At 65.9% G+C, this 16,210-nt stretch carries 17 protein-coding genes; 1 reads left to right on the top strand and 16 read right to left on the bottom strand.

Features of this window, described 5'->3' with window-relative positions:
* Positions 1 to 22: 22 nt before the first annotated feature.
* From WBA97_RS38365 to WBA97_RS38335, 7 genes are all read right to left on the bottom strand, one after another.
* Positions 23 to 304 (bottom strand): hypothetical protein, encoded by a 282-nt coding sequence (locus tag WBA97_RS38365; RefSeq protein ID WP_424235953.1) that lies wholly within the window; start codon positions 302 to 304, stop codon positions 23 to 25.
* 182 nt (positions 305 to 486) lie between these two features.
* Positions 487 to 1,194: a M48 family metallopeptidase gene (locus WBA97_RS38360; protein ID WP_424235952.1), complete on the bottom strand. Its 708-nt coding sequence runs from the start codon at positions 1,192 to 1,194 to the stop codon at positions 487 to 489.
* Positions 1,195 to 1,260: 66 nt separating this feature from the next.
* Entirely contained in the window at positions 1,261 to 2,139 is an 879-nt protein-coding gene (gene dprA, locus WBA97_RS38355) for a DNA-processing protein DprA (protein WP_424235951.1), read from the bottom strand.
* Positions 2,140 to 2,209: 70 nt separating this feature from the next.
* Positions 2,210 to 3,010, bottom strand: coding sequence for a hypothetical protein (locus WBA97_RS38350; protein ID WP_424235950.1), 801 nt, complete (start codon positions 3,008 to 3,010; stop codon positions 2,210 to 2,212).
* Positions 3,011 to 3,051: 41 nt separating this feature from the next.
* Positions 3,052 to 3,726, bottom strand: a complete 675-nt coding sequence (locus WBA97_RS38345; protein ID WP_424235949.1) for a hypothetical protein — start codon at positions 3,724 to 3,726, stop codon at positions 3,052 to 3,054.
* Between the two features lie 54 nt (positions 3,727 to 3,780).
* Positions 3,781 to 4,014 (bottom strand): hypothetical protein, encoded by a 234-nt coding sequence (locus WBA97_RS38340; protein ID WP_424235948.1) that lies wholly within the window; start codon positions 4,012 to 4,014, stop codon positions 3,781 to 3,783.
* A gap of 464 nt (positions 4,015 to 4,478) precedes the next feature.
* Positions 4,479 to 4,667: a hypothetical protein gene (locus WBA97_RS38335; protein ID WP_424235947.1), complete on the bottom strand. Its 189-nt coding sequence runs from the start codon at positions 4,665 to 4,667 to the stop codon at positions 4,479 to 4,481.
* A 224-nt stretch (positions 4,668 to 4,891) separates the two neighbouring features.
* On the opposite strand from WBA97_RS38335, the gene WBA97_RS38330 reads away from it, so the two are divergent.
* Entirely contained in the window at positions 4,892 to 8,716 is a 3,825-nt protein-coding gene (locus WBA97_RS38330; RefSeq protein ID WP_424235946.1) for a hypothetical protein, read from the top strand.
* Here the strand turns inward: WBA97_RS38330 and WBA97_RS38325 are convergent.
* From WBA97_RS38325 to WBA97_RS38285, 9 genes are all read right to left on the bottom strand, one after another.
* Complete coding sequence (locus WBA97_RS38325; RefSeq protein WP_424235945.1) at positions 8,664 to 9,308, bottom strand: hypothetical protein; 645 nt, start codon at positions 9,306 to 9,308, stop codon at positions 8,664 to 8,666. The genes WBA97_RS38330 and WBA97_RS38325 overlap by 53 nt on opposite strands.
* Before the next feature lie 31 nt (positions 9,309 to 9,339).
* Positions 9,340 to 9,891: a hypothetical protein gene (locus tag WBA97_RS38320; RefSeq protein ID WP_424235944.1), complete on the bottom strand. Its 552-nt coding sequence runs from the start codon at positions 9,889 to 9,891 to the stop codon at positions 9,340 to 9,342.
* A 99-nt stretch (positions 9,892 to 9,990) separates the two neighbouring features.
* On the bottom strand, positions 9,991 to 10,575 hold the full coding sequence (locus WBA97_RS38315; protein WP_424235943.1) for a hypothetical protein: 585 nt from the start codon (positions 10,573 to 10,575) through the stop codon (positions 9,991 to 9,993).
* Positions 10,576 to 10,721: 146 nt separating this feature from the next.
* Positions 10,722 to 11,597, bottom strand: a complete 876-nt coding sequence (locus WBA97_RS38310) for a hypothetical protein (protein WP_424235942.1) — start codon at positions 11,595 to 11,597, stop codon at positions 10,722 to 10,724.
* Positions 11,598 to 11,657: 60 nt separating this feature from the next.
* A complete protein-coding gene (locus tag WBA97_RS38305; RefSeq protein ID WP_424235941.1) occupies positions 11,658 to 12,218 on the bottom strand; it encodes a hypothetical protein in 561 nt (186 codons plus the stop codon).
* 195 nt (positions 12,219 to 12,413) lie between these two features.
* A complete protein-coding gene (locus tag WBA97_RS38300; protein ID WP_424235940.1) occupies positions 12,414 to 12,728 on the bottom strand; it encodes a hypothetical protein in 315 nt (104 codons plus the stop codon).
* Positions 12,729 to 12,776: 48 nt separating this feature from the next.
* Positions 12,777 to 13,076, bottom strand: a complete 300-nt coding sequence (locus tag WBA97_RS38295; protein ID WP_424235939.1) for a hypothetical protein — start codon at positions 13,074 to 13,076, stop codon at positions 12,777 to 12,779.
* Positions 13,077 to 13,089: 13 nt separating this feature from the next.
* Entirely contained in the window at positions 13,090 to 13,863 is a 774-nt protein-coding gene (locus WBA97_RS38290; protein ID WP_424235938.1) for a DUF7178 family protein, read from the bottom strand.
* Positions 13,864 to 14,225: 362 nt separating this feature from the next.
* Positions 14,226 to 14,621 (bottom strand): hypothetical protein, encoded by a 396-nt coding sequence (locus WBA97_RS38285; protein ID WP_424235937.1) that lies wholly within the window; start codon positions 14,619 to 14,621, stop codon positions 14,226 to 14,228.
* Positions 14,622 to 16,210: the final 1,589 nt, after the last annotated feature.

Below are 16,210 nucleotides of genomic sequence, written 5' to 3'. Positions count from 1 at the left end.
CGCAGACGATCACGTGACGCGGTCACGCGTCTGCGTTGTCGTCCTTGCCTTCAAGCAGCTTGTACAGGTTGGTGCGGTCCATCCCAAGCGCTCGGGCGACTTGCGCCTTCGGGACCTTGTCCTCGATGGCGGCCGTCATGAGCTTCATCCGCTCGTCGCGGGCCTTCTTCAGCTCTTCGAGCTTCTTGACCCTCTGGGCCTGTAGCGCCGCCTCTTGATCACGAATGGACTGGAGATCCTCTTGGAGCTTGTCGACCTTGGCGCCGCTCGCCCGAAGCAGCTTGAAGTGTTCTTCCTTGTCCACTGCTGCCTCCTTCCGGGTCGCTTCCTGGCATCGGTCCAGCCGGCCGGTGCGCCCTCTGTTGTATCAGACTGTGGACGACAACAGCGCTGTTCGACACCTTAGTGGGGCCTCGCGTCGGGCATGACCGAAGTCGGCCGTCCCGAACGCGAGAGCCCGGCCAACTACAGGCAGTATCTCCGTGATCACCTCGGGTTCCAGTCGTCAAGCCAGGCGTGTCGGCCGACCTCGGCGAGTTCGGCCTTGCGGTGCTGCCAGTCGGGCATCCAGAGGTACATCTGCCGCTTCCAGGCGCGGCCATGAGCTGCTCCGTTGGGCTGGGTGGCGTGGGCCTGTTCGTGGACGAGCACATACTCGATCAACCGGAGTGGCAGGCCGAACACGGCCCAGTGCAGCGTCGTCGTGTGCTTCGGCGGTCCCTCGTAGATGCCCCAGCGGCGCCGGCCGAGGTCGCGAACTGCGTAGTTCAGGCCGGTGATGTGGCCATCCAGTTCGTACTGGCGTCCCTCGCGGCGCAACCAGGCGAGCCCGACCTGCTGGTACAGGCCGATCACTGCCCGGCGGACCAGCTCTGGTCGCTGTCTCCGCGCGGACACGACGCCGTCGGACGTGATCACAGGCAGCTGTGCGGCACCCGCGGGCGAGGGGTCGACGAGCTGTAGCCGGTAGTGCCGGCCGAGCAGGTCGAACTCCTCACCGTCGACGAACTCCTTGACCGCGTGATCCGGGGCCAGCCGCGTGGCGGTGTCCACCTTCTCGGTGATCCATCGACGATGGCCGGCGACAAACCGCGCCACCTGTTCCGGGGCGGCCGTCGGCGGGATCAGCACGGCGACACCGCCTCCTGGATTGACCTGGATGCCTGTCTTGCACCGTCGTGGACGGATGGCCACCTCAACCTGCCACTCGGGGCGGCAGGTCGAGGGCGGCCAGAGCGGCCCGGAAGGCGTCAGGGCCGGTCATCGCACTCCCTCCTGGTAGTTGATGTGCTCGACTGAGCTGGCCACGGTGGCGGCGCCGGTGCGCAGCAGTTCGTTGACGCCCTTCGACGTGGCCGAGTGAATCGGACCGGGCACGCCGTAGACCCGGCGGCCGAGCTCGCCAGCGGCTCGGGCGACGGCAAGGGCGCCGCTGCGCTGCCCTGCTTCAACGATGACGGTCGCCGCGGCGAGCGCAGCCAGCAGGCGGCACCGTGCGTGGAATCGGATGCGGGTCGGTGGTGTGCCGATCGGGTACTCGCTGACCAGCAATCCGCCCTGGTCGATCACGGTCTGGTAGAGCCGGGCGTGCTGGTGCGGATGGGTTAGGTCGACGCCGTTGGCGAGCACGACGATCGTCCTGCCCTCGGCGGCCAGTGCGCCACGGTGCGCCTCCTCGTCCACACCGAGGCCGCCGCCGCTGACGACGGTCACCCCGGCGCGGGCGAGCTCGTAGCCGAGGTCCGCGGCGATCGTGTTTCCGTACGCCGAGGAGGCACGTGCGCCTGTGACGGTGACGGCAGGGCCGGTGAGCTCGGCCAACGAGCCGCTGCCGCGCACCCAAAGCGCGGGCGGGACGCCGAGGCTGGCCAGGGCGGTCAGCCGTCCGAGCGGCCAGTCGCCGTCTTCGGGCGTGAGCAGCCGTGCCGTGCCGTTGTCGAGGGCCCGCAGGTCGTTATCGATCTGGGCGTCGGGCCGACTGATCTCGTTGAGCACGGTGGCCGGGGCGGTGCCGTGTCGAATCTGCGCGACGACGTCGACCGGCCCGTGGACGGCGACGTAGTGGTGAAGGGCGGGTGTAGGTGGTTCGGCCGCGCGCAGAAGGAACAGCCGGGCGTGCAGTTCGTCGTGTGACGGCATGGTTCAACTCCTCGATGGGTAGGGCTTGCTCGGGTCGGTGGGCTTCGTTGGTGCGGTTGGCGGGGCCCGCCTAGGGCTCGGTGCGGTCGTGCAGCGGGATGGGCAGGCTGTGCCCGATCAGCTCGCGCCAGCGCCCATCACCGGTGTGGAGGTGCGCGCCGGAGGCCATGAACCACTTGCCGGGCGGAGCGTCGGCTGGGCGTGCGACGTAGCGGCCGTACTGGAACAGCAGGTAGACACCCGGCGCGTCGTCGGACGACTCGGAGATGCGAGCGAAGGCCGGCAGCGTCCGGTCTTCGCCGACGCCGAGGATCGTCACGTAGCGGACGCGGGAGGACATGCCCTTGTTGGGGCAGTGGATCGGGCCGGTCAGGATCCCCGCGCGCAGTCCTTTCCGGACGACCGGGACCTTGATGACGCCGTCCCCTACTTCGGGGATCTGGTCGAGTTCCGTGATGCCCCACGGCGTCTCGGTGTAGGCAGCCAGAAGCCGGTAGGCCGGGACGTAGTCGGCTCCATGGCGCACGGTCGCTGTGGCCTCGGCGGGCAGCTTGTTCAGCACCGTTTCGCGGAAGCGGCGCGTCCAGTCGTGCGCCTCGCTGGTGTGCCAGCCGATCGTGCCGCTGGTCTGGTACTCGTAGCAGTCCAGCAGGCACAGCACGGCGATCGGATGCAGCGCGCGGTCGGTCACCGTCGCGACGTAGTCCGGCGGCTTGCCGTTCTGTTGCTCGACGTCGCGGTGGGGTCGGTGCTGTTGAAGCAGCATCTGGCCGACCGGGGTGAGATCGTCGAAGACGCCGATCAGGCCGAGTTGCAGTCCGGCGTTGACGAGTCCGTCGATGTGGGCAGGTTGCAGGTCGAACCGAGACATGGCGGTATCCCTTCAAGAGAACAGAGATTTCGGTGCGTGGTTCAGGCCGCGGTGCTGCGTCCGTGGCTGTCGATGAGGGCTTGCTGCACGACGGCGATGGCCGTGTCGACGCGGCGTTCCAGCCGGCCCAGCGCCTCGTCGGTGTGGTCGGCCCAGGCGTTGGCGAAGCTGTCGAGCTCCTTGTCCTGCGCCTGGGCGGGCGCGACCGTGTAGAACTCCTCCTGGGTCGGATAGGTCCCGTCGCAGCGTCTGCGGAGCCATAGCCGGCGGTGGGTATCTCGGTCACCGTCGCGGACCGGTGCTCCGGCGATCTCCTCGTTCTTCGTCAGCGGGATGTCGACGAGCCGGCTGACTTCGGTCAGCGCGGTGTGGACGGTGCGGTGTCCACCGAGCAGGACGCCGTCCACGGATCGGATCGCGTTGGCCGGCGCGTAGTAGAGCCGACGCACGCGGTAGATCGCCCACGGCATCGTTTTCATCCAGGCGACGGCGAGGATGATGGGCTCGGTCACATGGTCACGGTGCAGTCGCGTGATCAGTGACTTGCCGGGCCCGAACAACCCTGATCGAGGGTTGAGCGCCAGACAGACGTACTCGTCAATGATGTGCTGTGCCGCTTCGGTTGGCAGCGCGGCGAACCGTGCGAGTTGCTCAGGCCAGCCGGATTTGTTGCCAGCGTACGGACAGTGACGGCAGCAACTTTTCGGCCACGCCACGCCGAGTTTGCGGTACAGGTAGTCGAGGCAATCCTGTCGGCTCCATCCCCATTCCTAGATCGGATACGTCGGAATGCGTTGCCCGCCCAGGGAATACGCGGCATCGCGCGTGATCCTGGTGTACTCGTGGACGTTGAACCCAAGTGCGTGGATGTAGGGCCTATCGCCGAACTCGTTGGCACGCCACGCATCCTGTGGCGCTCCCTTGGCTTTCTGGCTGCACTTCCGGACTCCGCCGAGCTGCGGCATGGTGCCGGTGACACGGTTCTCGCGGGAAAGCTTGTACACCCCGTCAAGGTGCAGCCGGTACGGTTGCCGGGTGTCCTGGAGTACAGCCACACCGTCCTTTCTGGTCGGACCCCTGCGGGCGACTTCGACCAGTCGGACATTGTGCTTGCGGAGCAAGGGAAGAATGTAGTGCTGGACAAGCCTTCCGGTAGTGCTCCACTCGTCTCCGGTCTCTGCGATTATCTCCAGCTCGCCGCAGATATAGTCGCTTGAACAGGGCGTCTACGTCGTAGACATGTCCTCGACAGTGCCGTCCCCGGCGAACGGTCGCGGACGTAGCAGCACCCAGACACGGCTCCGTATTTGTCAGACCATGACGGCGAGTAGTTGATCATGTTCGTCAGGGCTACGCCACCGCTCGGCGGCATGAGTGCGTTCGCGCTGTGTTGACCAGGCTGTCGGATGCGGTGATTCTGTGATCATTTCCAACGGTTGCCCGTGCCCGAACGCTGCACCATGACCGATTACGCGTTTGAGTCGCCGGCATCGGGCCGGTCTCCGTGTTTGGTGAGGGCGGCGCGGAGTTCGCGGACGGCGGTAGTCACGAGGACGCAGGCTCGGAGGAACTCGGCGAGCGCCGCGGGGACGCGGGCAGCGGCGGTGAGGACTAGGGCGGTGCCGCCGATCACGGCCAAGATCTCGGTTGTGGTCACCACACGCAACCTCTCTTCGGCCGCGCGGTGGCTGTGGTGCTGCTGGTCACCGGGTGCTCCTTTCAGAGGGCGGGCACCAGCAGCGTGCGGCCATTCGGTGTTCGGTTGCAGCAGCGTTGGCGTAAACCTCACGTGCCCGCATGTCGCGGTCTACCTTCTTGTCAGGAAACCGTACGCACGGGTGACGACCGGGTTCGGTACCAGGCAGTGAGAGGTGGCAGGGGATGGTCGATCCGCGCCGGATCCGGACCAGGGCTGAGTGGACCGCAGCGCTGCGGAAGCTGTTCGACCGAGCTGGCCTGAGTTACCAGGTGCTGTCTGAGCGGTGCGAGGGCATCGCAACCTCGACGTTGCAGCAAATGGTCACAGGGCAGAGCTTCCCTAGGGCGTCCACCGTGCGGTTGTTCGTGCAGGCGTGCGGCGAGAGCGATGCCCAGCCGTGGGTGGACGCGCGGAACCGAGTCAAGGCAAACGACGTGACGGTGAGTCGGCCGCCGACAGCGTCGGGCGGGCCGCGGGAGGCCAAAGCCGGCAACGATCCGGTCATCCGCTCGGACCCGCAACATGTCTTTGACTACGCCCAGACAGTCAGCAGGTTCGCGCCGCCCGTGCTCCGGGATCGCGAGTCCGAGCTAGCCGAGCTCAGAGAGTTCTGCACACGACCATCTGGTGAGTCGTACTGCTACTGGCGCGGCACCGCATGGGCAGGGAAGACCGCCCTGCTGGCAACGTTCGTGCTGGCGCCGCTTATGTCGGAGGTGACGTTCGTCGCCTTCTTCATCAGGGCAGGGGACCAAGACGACTACCAGGAATTTCTCCGCGTCGTGACCCGGCAACTCGGCGTCTTCCTGCGCGAGATTCCGCCCTCGGATCCGTCGCATGCGGACCTTGATTCACTACTGGGCAAAGCCGCAGAAAAGTGCCATCGGGAGGGGCGGCGCCTCGTCCTCGTTGTGGACGGCATGGACGAGGACTACTACGCAAACAAGACCAAGCCGAGACGCAGGCCCAGCATCGCCTCGCTGCTGCCCGAACGACCGCCGGGCGGGATGCGGGTGATCGTCTCGGGGCGCCCTAGCCCGCCGGTCGACGTGCCCGAGGGCCACCCGCTCCTGGACCCTGCCGTCGTCCGGGAACTGGTGCCTTCCGAGCATGCCGAGCTCAGTGAGCGGAGGGCAAAGCGAGACCTCACCGACATGCTGGAGGACAGTCCGCTTTCCCGTCAGCTGCTGGGTCTGATCGTGGCCGCCAAAACCGGCTTGAGCATTCGGTGCCTGGGAGAACTGGCGCACAAGGACGAGTGGGAAGTCGAAAGGTGCCTCGGAACGGTGAGCGGCCGGGTGCTTCACCGCCGGGGTACGGACAGCTGGACGGCCCCTGACCGGGATGGCGGCTACCAGCTGGCGCACACGGACCTGCTGGGACTGGCCCGAAACCTGCTAGGCAAGAACCTCGACCAGCACCGTCGCCGGCTAGTCGTCTGGGCCGAGGAGTACCGCCGACTGGGCTGGCCATCGCAGACGCCGGAGTACCTGCTCCGAGGCTACTTCCGGATGCTGGATGACGTTGGCGACCTGTCTCAGATGATCGAGTGCGCGACCGATCTCGCCCGCCGGGATCGCATGCGTGACCTGTCCGGTGGTGACGCCACCGCGATGACCGAGATCATCACGACGCAGGACGCGATTGTTACCCAAGAACACCCCGATCTGATCGCCATGGTCCGCCTTGCCATCCACCGCGATCACCTCGCCGCCCAGAACGAGAACATCCCATTCAACCTTCCTCCGGTCTGGGCGCTATTGGGGGAGGTCAACCGGGCTGAGGCCACCGCTCGTTCCACCCTCAACCAGCATGGGTGGGATCGGCAGGCAGATGTCCTGGCATCGGTCGCCAAAGCGACGGCTGAGACCGGCGACCTCAATCGCGCCGAGACCACCGCACGGTCCATTACCAAACCCTTCGCGCAGGCAAAGGCCGTGGTGTCGGTGGCCGAAGCTGCAGTCGAGGCCGGTGATTTCGGGCGAGCCGCCACCTTGATCGACCACGCCCAAGCCATCGGCACCTCTACCAGCGACCCTAAGTCGAAGGCATTGACGCTGGCGTTGGTAGCAGGAGTTGCCGCCGGGGTCGGTGATTTCGGGCGGGCAGCCACTCTGATCGACCAGGCCGAGGCCATCGCGCACTCGATCACCGAAGCTAGCAACTTGCCCAGTGCCTTGGTGCCGGTGGCAGAAGCGACGGCTAAGACTGGTGATCTCGATCGCGCCGAGGCCATCGCACGCTCTATCACCACCGGGTTCGACGACCGGGACAAGGCCCTGGGGTCGGTAGCCGAAGCGACGGCTAAGACTGGTGACCTCGATCGCGCCGAGGCCATCGCCAACTCCATCGCTGAACCCTACTGGCGGACAAGGGCACTGGCGTCGATGGCAGGAGTTGCCGCCGGGGCCGGTCATTCCGGGCGAGCAGCCACCTTGATCGTGCGCGCAGAGGCCGCCGCTGGCTCCATCACCAAGCTGGAGTCGCAGGCGTGGAGTCTGTGTTCAGTGGCAGAAGCTGCCGCCAAGGCCGGCGACCTTAGGCGAGCGGCAACGTTGATCGACCGGGCCGAAGCCAACGCGCGCTCCATCGATGCCCGTTCGAGCCTCATGCTCGACCAGCAGGCGCGGGTACTGGTGTCGGTAGCCGAAACTGCCGCCAAGACCGACGACCTCGATCGGGCCGAGACCATCACCCGCTCCATCACGGTGCTCAAGCAGCAGGCATGGGCCCTGGCGTCGGTGGCTGAAGTCGTAGCCAAGGCCGGCGACCTAGAGCAGGCCCGCGCATTGATCGTGCGCGCCGAGGCCATCGCCCGCATCCCCGACCCGCTCGACCAACAGAACGTCGTCCGTGGGCTGGGGTCGGTGGCTGAAGCTGCAGTTGAGGCCGGTGATCTCGATGGAGCAGCCTCGTTGATCGTGCGCGCAGAGGCAATCGCGCGCTCCATCGGCCCTCCTGTTGATCAGAACAGTGCCCTGGCTCTGGCTGCTGAAGCCGCAGCTAAAGCCGGTGACCTTGACCGCGCCGACACCATCACTGGATCCATCCCCGACCCCTACCTGCAGGCATGGGCGTTGATGAGAATAGGTGAAGCTACCGTCAGGGCCGGTGATTTTGATCGAGCAGGCACGGTGCTTGGGCGTGCCAAAATCATGGCCCATTACTCTGAGAGAAACGACTTCCAGCGGGCGAGGTCGCTTGAGTGGTCTATCGATTCAGCAGCCAAGGCTGTGGAGCTCAGCCGAGCCGAAGCCGCGGCCAAGGCCGGCGACCTCGACCGCGCCGAGAGCATCGCCGGCTCTGTTCGCTCCACCCATGAGGAGCAGGCGAGGATGCTGATGGCGATGGCTGACGCCGCAGCTAAGGCCAGCGATCTCAAGCGAGCTGGCTCGTTGGTCGTGCGGGCCGAGGCTCTCGCCGACTCCATTCGCATTGGCCGCATCCGTCCCGACCCGTTCGAGCAGGAGCGGGCCGTCCGTGCCCTGGCGTTGCTGGCTGAAGCCGTTGCCAAGACTGGTGATTTCGACCGAGCGGGCTCGTTGATCATCCGCGCCGAGGCCATCGCCGACTCCATCATCAGCGCCGACCACCAAGCACGTGCCCTGGTGCCGGTGGCTGAAGCTGCAGTCGAGACCGGTGATCTCGATGGATCACGCTCGTTGATCGCACGCGCCGGGGCCATCGCTGACTCCATCACCAATCCGTACACACAGGCGAGTGTGCTGGTGTCGATGGCTCACGCCGCAGCCAAGGCTCGCGACTTCGACCGAGCCGAGGCCATCGCCGACTCGATTGACTCCGCCATTACCCCAAAGAAGCAGGCGCAGGCTTTCCTGGCTCTGGCGGCAAGCCAGGACCTGCGCCACCGCGCGCGTGCGATCGCCCGAGCCTTGAGGATCGCCGACTGGCACCTTCCCATCCGAGAACTGATCAAGATGGCGCCCGAGGCGCTCACGATCGTCCTTGCCGAAATCGACGCCGTAACCAGATCCGACGCTTCCTGAGTTCACTGTTGGATACGCTCCCTCTTGAATGCGACGCTGGTGCCTGATCATTTTGTGGGGCCGGGTCGGCCAGGCGGGGGCGTGGGAAGGCGTCGCCGGTGCGCCAGGCGCGGATGGCGGGGGCGAATTCGCTGGTGACGGCGCGGTCGAGGTCGCGGATGTCGATCGTGGGTCGGCCGTTGCGGCGGGCGTCGGCCCACAGGTCGAGGACCTTGGTGAGGCTGTCGGCCAGCAGCGCGGTCAGCGCGGTGGGCGGGTAGTCGTCGGCGACCGCGGCCAGCAGGCCGGCCATCTCGGTCAGCGGCATATCGGGGGTGGTGTAGTGGTCGAGCTGGCGGACCGGCAGCGTGACCACGTGCTCGGGTCCGGGCTGGGCGCCGGCCAGGGTGACCGTGCCGCGCTGGACATCGGCGCCGAGTTGGAAGACGTAGACCCAGAAGCCCATGCGGGTGGTCGCGCGGGTGAGCGACTGGCGCGGCAGGTGACGTTCCCGTGCCACGTCGAGCGCCTTGGCGCGGTTCGCTGGCACGGTGAGCACGTCGTCCAGGTGGGCCCGTGTCAGGTCGAGGCGGTCGTAGGACTTCACGAACACGAAGCGCTCCTTTCCTTGTGGTGGCGCGGTTTCACGCGCCGGTCTGGGCTAGCGCGCGGGGTGGCAGGGCGGTGGTGGTCCAGCCGTAGAGGTCGAAGGCGCCGCCCTGACCGGCGTGGGTGGCGCGGCGGTGGCAGTAGCGCGGCGCGCGGCCGTTGCCGAACTCGGTTTGCCAGGTGCACGTGCGCAGCCGGTGGACGCGGATGACGAGGCCAGGGCCGCCGTTGACGCCAGTCCAGCGGCCTCCGTCGACGTCGGTGGCGTGCCAGACGTAGCGGGTCCACCGTCCGCCGGACGGGGTGTAGGTGCGACGGCCGACCTGGTGGGCGTCGGCGGGGTCGATCGTGGCCAGGTGCCCGCCGGGCCAGGTGGTCAGCGCGTCGCCGGCCGAGGACACGTAGGCGACGAACGTGTTCGCGCGGGTCATGGCCTCGCGTTCGCGTTCGTTCGAGCACGGGTAGCAGCTCGTGGCGCCGGTGGTCGGGTCGATCGCACGGCCGGTGCCGATCCCGCTGGGGTCCGGGGTGGGCGGGTGGCCGCAGTCGAGGACGTCCGCCACGGGGGCGGTGGAGGAGGTGGTCATGGCGGTATCGGTCCCTTCGGGCCGGAGGTGAGCGGAATCGGCAAGGCACAGTCCGGCCGTTCGGCCACAGGAGGGGGTGGACCGAACGGCCGGAGGTGATCAAGGAAGGTGTCCGAACGTGGCCAGCAATCGGGCGAACTCGGCCACCCGGTCGTGCGGGACGCGGACGGTGAACACCGAGTCGGACGCGCCAGGCCGCACGCAGACGCGTCCGTGGACGCCTGCGTCGACCGTGCCAAAGTGGAAGTCGGTGGCCTGGTCTTGGCGCTGCACGCCCAGGCGTGCCGCGACGGTCGCCGCGAGTTGCTCACGGGCGGCGGCGATGCCGTCGCTGGCGTGCTTCTCGTCCCAGGCCGCTTGCAGCGCGGCCTCATAGTTCGGCAGCAGCCGGCGCCGGATCTCGTGGGCAATCACGTCGGGCGGTTTACGCTGGTCCACGGTGATCTTGTGGTCCTGCTCGTGGTCCTGCGGGACGTGGTTGCGCAGAAAGCCGAGGTGACCGGCGATGATCAATCGGCCCTGGTCGGTCTTGCGGCCGGTGGTGGTGCCGTCGAACAGGTCGAGGACCTGATCGTTCGGTCCGGCGAGATGGGCTTCCGAGCCGTCGGCGGCCTTGCCGGTGTAGGCGCGCCACCCCGTCCCGAGGTGCTCGGCGACGGTGTGCGCGAGGTCGAGGGTGGTCATGGGGTTCTCCCGTGGTTGCTGGTCGACGGCCAGCCCGAAGCTGAGCCGGCCGACCTGGTGGTGAGGTGCGGGGGCAAGCTGGCGCACGACGGGGCGCCGGCCGACCGTCGACGGACGATCGGCCGGCGGGTGCGGACGGGCTGAAGTCAGCGGTACTGACCGGTGATCTGGACGAGGTGGGCCATGTCGACCACGGGCCCGGCCCAGTAGCGGACGTGGGCCGGTTGGTTGCCGATTCCCCAGACGTAGAGCCGGAAATCGGGGTCGCTTGGGCAGGCCCACACGGAGCGCTTACCGGGCCCGTCGGGCGCGGGTGCGCCGTGTTCGTCGCACCGATCATCGACGACCAGGCCCCCACCCCAGGACGACCGCAGGTGCGCGAACACCCGGACGTACGAGGCATCGAACGGCACCGTGTGCGCCTTCTGCCGGTCCGCGACCCACTTCATCAGCGCGTCCGCGGACAACGGTCGGCGGGAGGTGATCACGGCGCGCACGGCGTCGACGTCGGTGAGCCGGCCGTGGTCGCTGCTGTCCGCGTAGGCCAGTGCACACGGTCCGGTGAACCACAACGTGATCCACTGCGGGCCGCGATGCCAGCCGCGCGCATAGCCGCGCCGGTCGCCCAGCTCGGTGATCGGGATTGGCGGCAACACGCCGTCCAGGCCCCGGTCCGGTCGGGGCGTCCACCCGTGTGCGCGGAGGTCGTCGTCCACGGTCGGGTAGATCATGTCCGTGGTGCGTGCGCCGGAGTAGCCGCGCGCCGCGCGGCTCAAGGTCTCCGCCAAACCGTCCATGCGGCCGGTGACGTTGCGCAAGCCCTGCACCGGCATCGGGCGCGAGCTCAGCGCGTCGTCGTGCAGGTCGGCAACCTGGCACCGGAGTTCCTCCGCGAGCCTGGCCAGGCTGGTGAGGCTGCCGGCCTGCACACGGTTCACCGTCTCCAGGGAATCGGCCCGTGCGCGTTCCCGGTCGAGCTCCGCGCGCAGAGCGTCCAGGGTGGTCGAGTCGTTAGTGGTCATCGTGGTGCTCGCTTTCGTCGGTCGAATCGCGTGAATGTGTGGAGGTGATGGAAAAAGGGGTCACTGTTCGGCGAGCACGCGGTCGAGCTGATCAAGGAAGTAGTCGACGTCCGTGTTCGGGCGCATCGCGTCGCCCGACGGCATCCAGTCGGAGCCGTCGACGAAGCCGGCGCGGTCGAAGGTGTCGACGTAGTCGGTGTGGTCGCACTCGCAGCAGTCCGGCGCGGTCACCGGGTACAACTGGCTCCCGACGTTCAGGCACGCGGTGGCCAGAGCGCGGTCCCGGAAGGTAGGCGCGGTGTAGGTGGCTATCGCGGTAACCACGCGGGCGGCCGGGAATCGGGCGAACAACTCGGCCAGCACGTCGTAGTGGACGTGCCAGCACGCGGAAATGGTGCGGCGCCTGCCGTTCGGGCCGGTGCCCTTACCGAACGCGGACGCGCTGCCCTTGGCGCCACAACCCGCCGTGTCGGTGGCGCGGAGGGTGAACGTGGCGCGAGGGCCGGCGCGGTTGCTGCGATCCTCGCCCGTGCGCACGGTGATGTTTCCGTCGTAGAGCGCGCCGGACACGTCGCGTACGACGCTGTGAATATCGCTGAGGGACACGCCGTACACGAACATGGTGAACTCCTTTGCTCATTCGGGAAACGGTGGTGATGACGTGCGCGCGGATGAGTCGAACAATCCGCAACGGAAAGCCGAACCGTTGCAACCGTTGCGCGCGGGTGAAAGCTGCGCGGCGCCCGTCATGAACGGGCGCCGAGACACGCGGCTGGTTATCGGTGACATGTCCGGGGGGTGCGCGGACCGTTGTTGCTAGATCCAGGAATCGACGCGGCGGACTGTGGCGCCGCACTTCTTGGCGACGTACTCCGCAGCGTCGGCGAGGTCCGAAAATCGGTAGCGGTACGCGGACAGCGGCAGCGGAACGGACGCCTCGTCGGTGGAATCGATGCGCCAATGTCCGCGCGGTGTGCGTTCGCAGGCGACGAATGCACACCCGTCACGAGTGAAAGCGACCGCGCTATCGGCGTTCTGTTCGCCGTAGGTGTCGTCAGTCATGACGTAGCCGTTTTGGGCGTACTGAAAGTGGAGCTCTACGACGTTGGCCGTGTCCGTGTCGGTGGACATGTGTCTCCCTTGGCGCTGGCCGGTAGGACGTGGGAAGGTGCGCGGGTTTCAGGCCCAGCGCGGTTGGAATTCGTCGCGCAGTCCGTCAAAGGTCCACGCGCCGAAGATGCGGAACTGTCCATAGCGCACGCGCACGTGTGCGCGCGGGACACAACCGCTCGGGGTGAACGTGGTGTGTTCGCCACGTCGGTAAGCACCCCGAGTCGCGGTGACCAAAACGGAGATTTCGCCGCGCGGGGTGTACCCGGTCACCTTGGCCGGTACGAGACCGGAGAAGCTGTCCAGAAAGGTAAGGTCACCGACCCGAATAACAGTTGTCGGAATCGAACGGGTTTGCGTGTCAGTCATCGTGAGACCTCACTTAGGCAGCCGACTGGTATCCCGTACCGGGGCACGTGGCCAGATCAGGCAGGTAGACGGTCCGGAATTCGTTCCACGCGCGTTCGGAATTCGCGCGGGCATGGTTGCGTCCCCTGTCCAGCCGGTTGGGGCCACGCCGTTGCTCGGCTTCCTGGTTGAGCCGTTGACGGACCAACCAGGTCACGGCCTGCACCTGGTGCGCCGAGACCCGTTCTCCCCCGCGTGCGGAGATCAGCTCCGCGGCACGGCGGTACAGGCTGACCACGTGGTCGTACTGCCGACGGGAAACCGATCCGTCCTTACGGCGGAACCCGTTGACCGGCGCGGAGTCGTATTCCTCGGAGGTGAGCGCGCGACCGTGCGCCACCGACAGCGCGTGCCGATCGATCACCACGCGCGGGTCATCCGGATCTTGATCTCCGCCGAACTCGATCAGGTGGGCAAAGTCGCGGATTTTCGGACCGTTGAGGATGTCCTCATACTGCTCACCGGCGAGCAGCCGGTCAGCCGCGCGTTTCTGGCCGGTTGTGGCGAACATTCCGGAACCGGGCCCGCCGATTCCCTTACCCTCGCGCAATACGCGAGCGGCATTAAGGACGTTGCCGATCCATCCCTGTTGTGGGGAGTAAATCGCGAGCATTCCGGCGCCGAGATGGGCGTCACCGTTCGCGATGGCGGTTGCCACGTGGTGCGCGTCGGCATACCAGCGCATTCCTTGCGCGATTTCGTCGGGTGTGGCCTGTTCCCAGTGCCACACGATGTTTTCGTGGCTCACGGGGTGTGCCCGGAACCATGGGTGATCGCTGGGGGCAGGCATGACAATTCAGTCCTCTTAGGTGTGATTCACGGTCACCGGCGAGTCGTCCCACAAGCGGGACCATCCCGATTGCACGGGACGCGCGCCGGCCGTTCGTAGGTATTTGTCCAGGGCGAGCAATTCGCGTCGCACTTCTCCGACGTCCAATTTCCACAGCTCGCGGGAGATTTCGTCCCGTACGCGGTCAAGGTCAATCGCACCCGATGATGCGAGGGAATACAGAGCGGACGACATACCGCCGTGCCAATCGGATGCAATCCGTCGCGCTTGCCCGTCGCTGATCATGACAATGACTGCACTCATCGGTTTCACTCCTTGATTCACACCGCGACCGTGACCGGAATGGATTCCATGGCGGAAAAATCGAAAATGGCGAGCTGTGCGGTTTTCCGCGCGAGGGTCATTGCGTCGGACAGGTCCGCGGTCACGACGGAAACGTCCAGGTAGACGCGACCGGTCGCAGGGTCGCGCCACCCACCGAGAACGCGACCGGGTAGCGAAAGAGCGTCTTTTGCTTGCGCGATGTACTCGTGAAGATCGTTACTGGTCGCGGAACCGTCGAAAACGCGTTCGTGTTCCGGATGTACGGCAACCGCATAGCCCGTGCTGATGTCGGAACCGTCGCTCGGGTTGACGGAAAATCCGCCGTCCGGAACTGACAGAGCGTCCGCCATGGCGCTAATCCGGGCGGACCAATCGATCAGAGTCGTAGTCATGGCGGTACTCCATTTCGTGTGCGAAAGTGGTTGACTGGCAGCGACTCAGGCCAGTTGTGAACTGGCACCGAAACGCGCAACCCTCGCCGTTGTGAGATCTCCGCAAAGGGGACACATCCTGTATCCGGGCAATACGGCACTACTCACGGGTGAGGATTGCGCGTTTCGATGGCACATTCCCTGAATCTCTAAAACACTGTTGGGATAAGCCGTTATGTCTAGCGCGCAACGCAAGGAACCATGCCCGTAAGGGTGTGGCGTGCTATGGGCAGGCGAGAGCGACGTTCTCAAGCCAGAGAAACCCAATGTCGGCAACCACCTAAAACAACCCCGAACGCCTACACGTTGCGACGTTTTTCGGTGCTAGACCACCATTGACTTATCTTGGGGACACACCTGTGGCAGGCATGCCATTTATGCGCGCTTCTCCGCTTTATAGCAAGAGCTTTACGTCGCGAAGCTGCAAGCGCAGTTACTACGCATTCCAGACTAGAAATGCGCGTTTGGCTACGCGTCGTTCTTCACGCTGCTATGCACGGTTTCGCTGCTGTCCGCACGGCCCAAGCCGTTGCCCGTGCTTTACGGGACTACTGTCATCTCGACACCCGGAAGGAGGTACTGACCGAATCGGAGAGCTCGCAGGGACGCCGTGCCCTGGTCCTCACCCTCTCGGTTCGATCTGCTGACTTCCTGATGTGGAGTCGACATGTAGAAGTACACACCTTGGGTCCACACTTTGCAAGCCCAAGAGGCCCCGTCGTTACCGTTCCGTGACCTTGCAGCGCAAAACGGCTGGTCAGAGTTGCGCAGCGTCAGCCGCGCCTCTCGATCCCCACTGTCCAAACCGGGCATAGAAGAGCCCACAGCGGCCGGCACGGCGGAGCCCAGCGGCGCGGACAGCGGCCGGCACGGCGGAGCCCAGCGGCGCGGACAGCTCATCTCTTGCTTTTCTGGGTTTATGAATGGCGAAATGCCGAGAAATGGTGAATCGCGAGCATGTTTAATCCAGCCTTCGGCTCATGCGATTCAACCCGAGAGAACTCAAACAATGTTTGAGTATTGACGCGCCGTCGAAATTGTGACTGTCAAGCGCAAGTGGCAATCGGATACAAATTGATACAAGCGTCGAATTCGAGCCAAGTTGATCAGCGGCGACTGCACAGCAGGAGGCTGCCACCGTGACGAACGGAACAGCGAGAGGCGCGCAGTGCATGACGATCAGACGGCGGGAAGTGGGGTACGGATGGATGGTGACCAGCGCAGTCAGGGTGACCACGGGGTTACGAGTGACGACAGGTGACCACCCACTCAAATCAACTGTTCATATGCCTGCCGGCCACTGAGTCGGGCGTTACATCGGTAGCCCCTGCGGCCCTGGTGACCAGGCGCTTCGCGGAGCCGGAGGGCTACCGCTCTAACAGGCAGTTGAATCGGACCGTCGTTTGGTAGGTGACCAGGACGCTCAGGTGAACGTCAAAGTCGGTTTGTGCTGGTAGCGGCGGTGATGATGGGGATGATTCGGGTTCGGTCGGCGGCGTTGCGTTGCAGGGTGCGGGTGATTTGGGTGATGCCGGCCAGGCGTAGTAGGC

Origin of the sequence: Actinophytocola sp., from assembly GCF_049647105.1 — a bacterium.
Lineage (GTDB): Bacteria > Actinomycetota > Actinomycetes > Mycobacteriales > Pseudonocardiaceae > Actinophytocola.
Note: the sequence above shows the minus strand (reverse complement) of the source record. Positions and strands in the feature narration are given on the sequence as shown.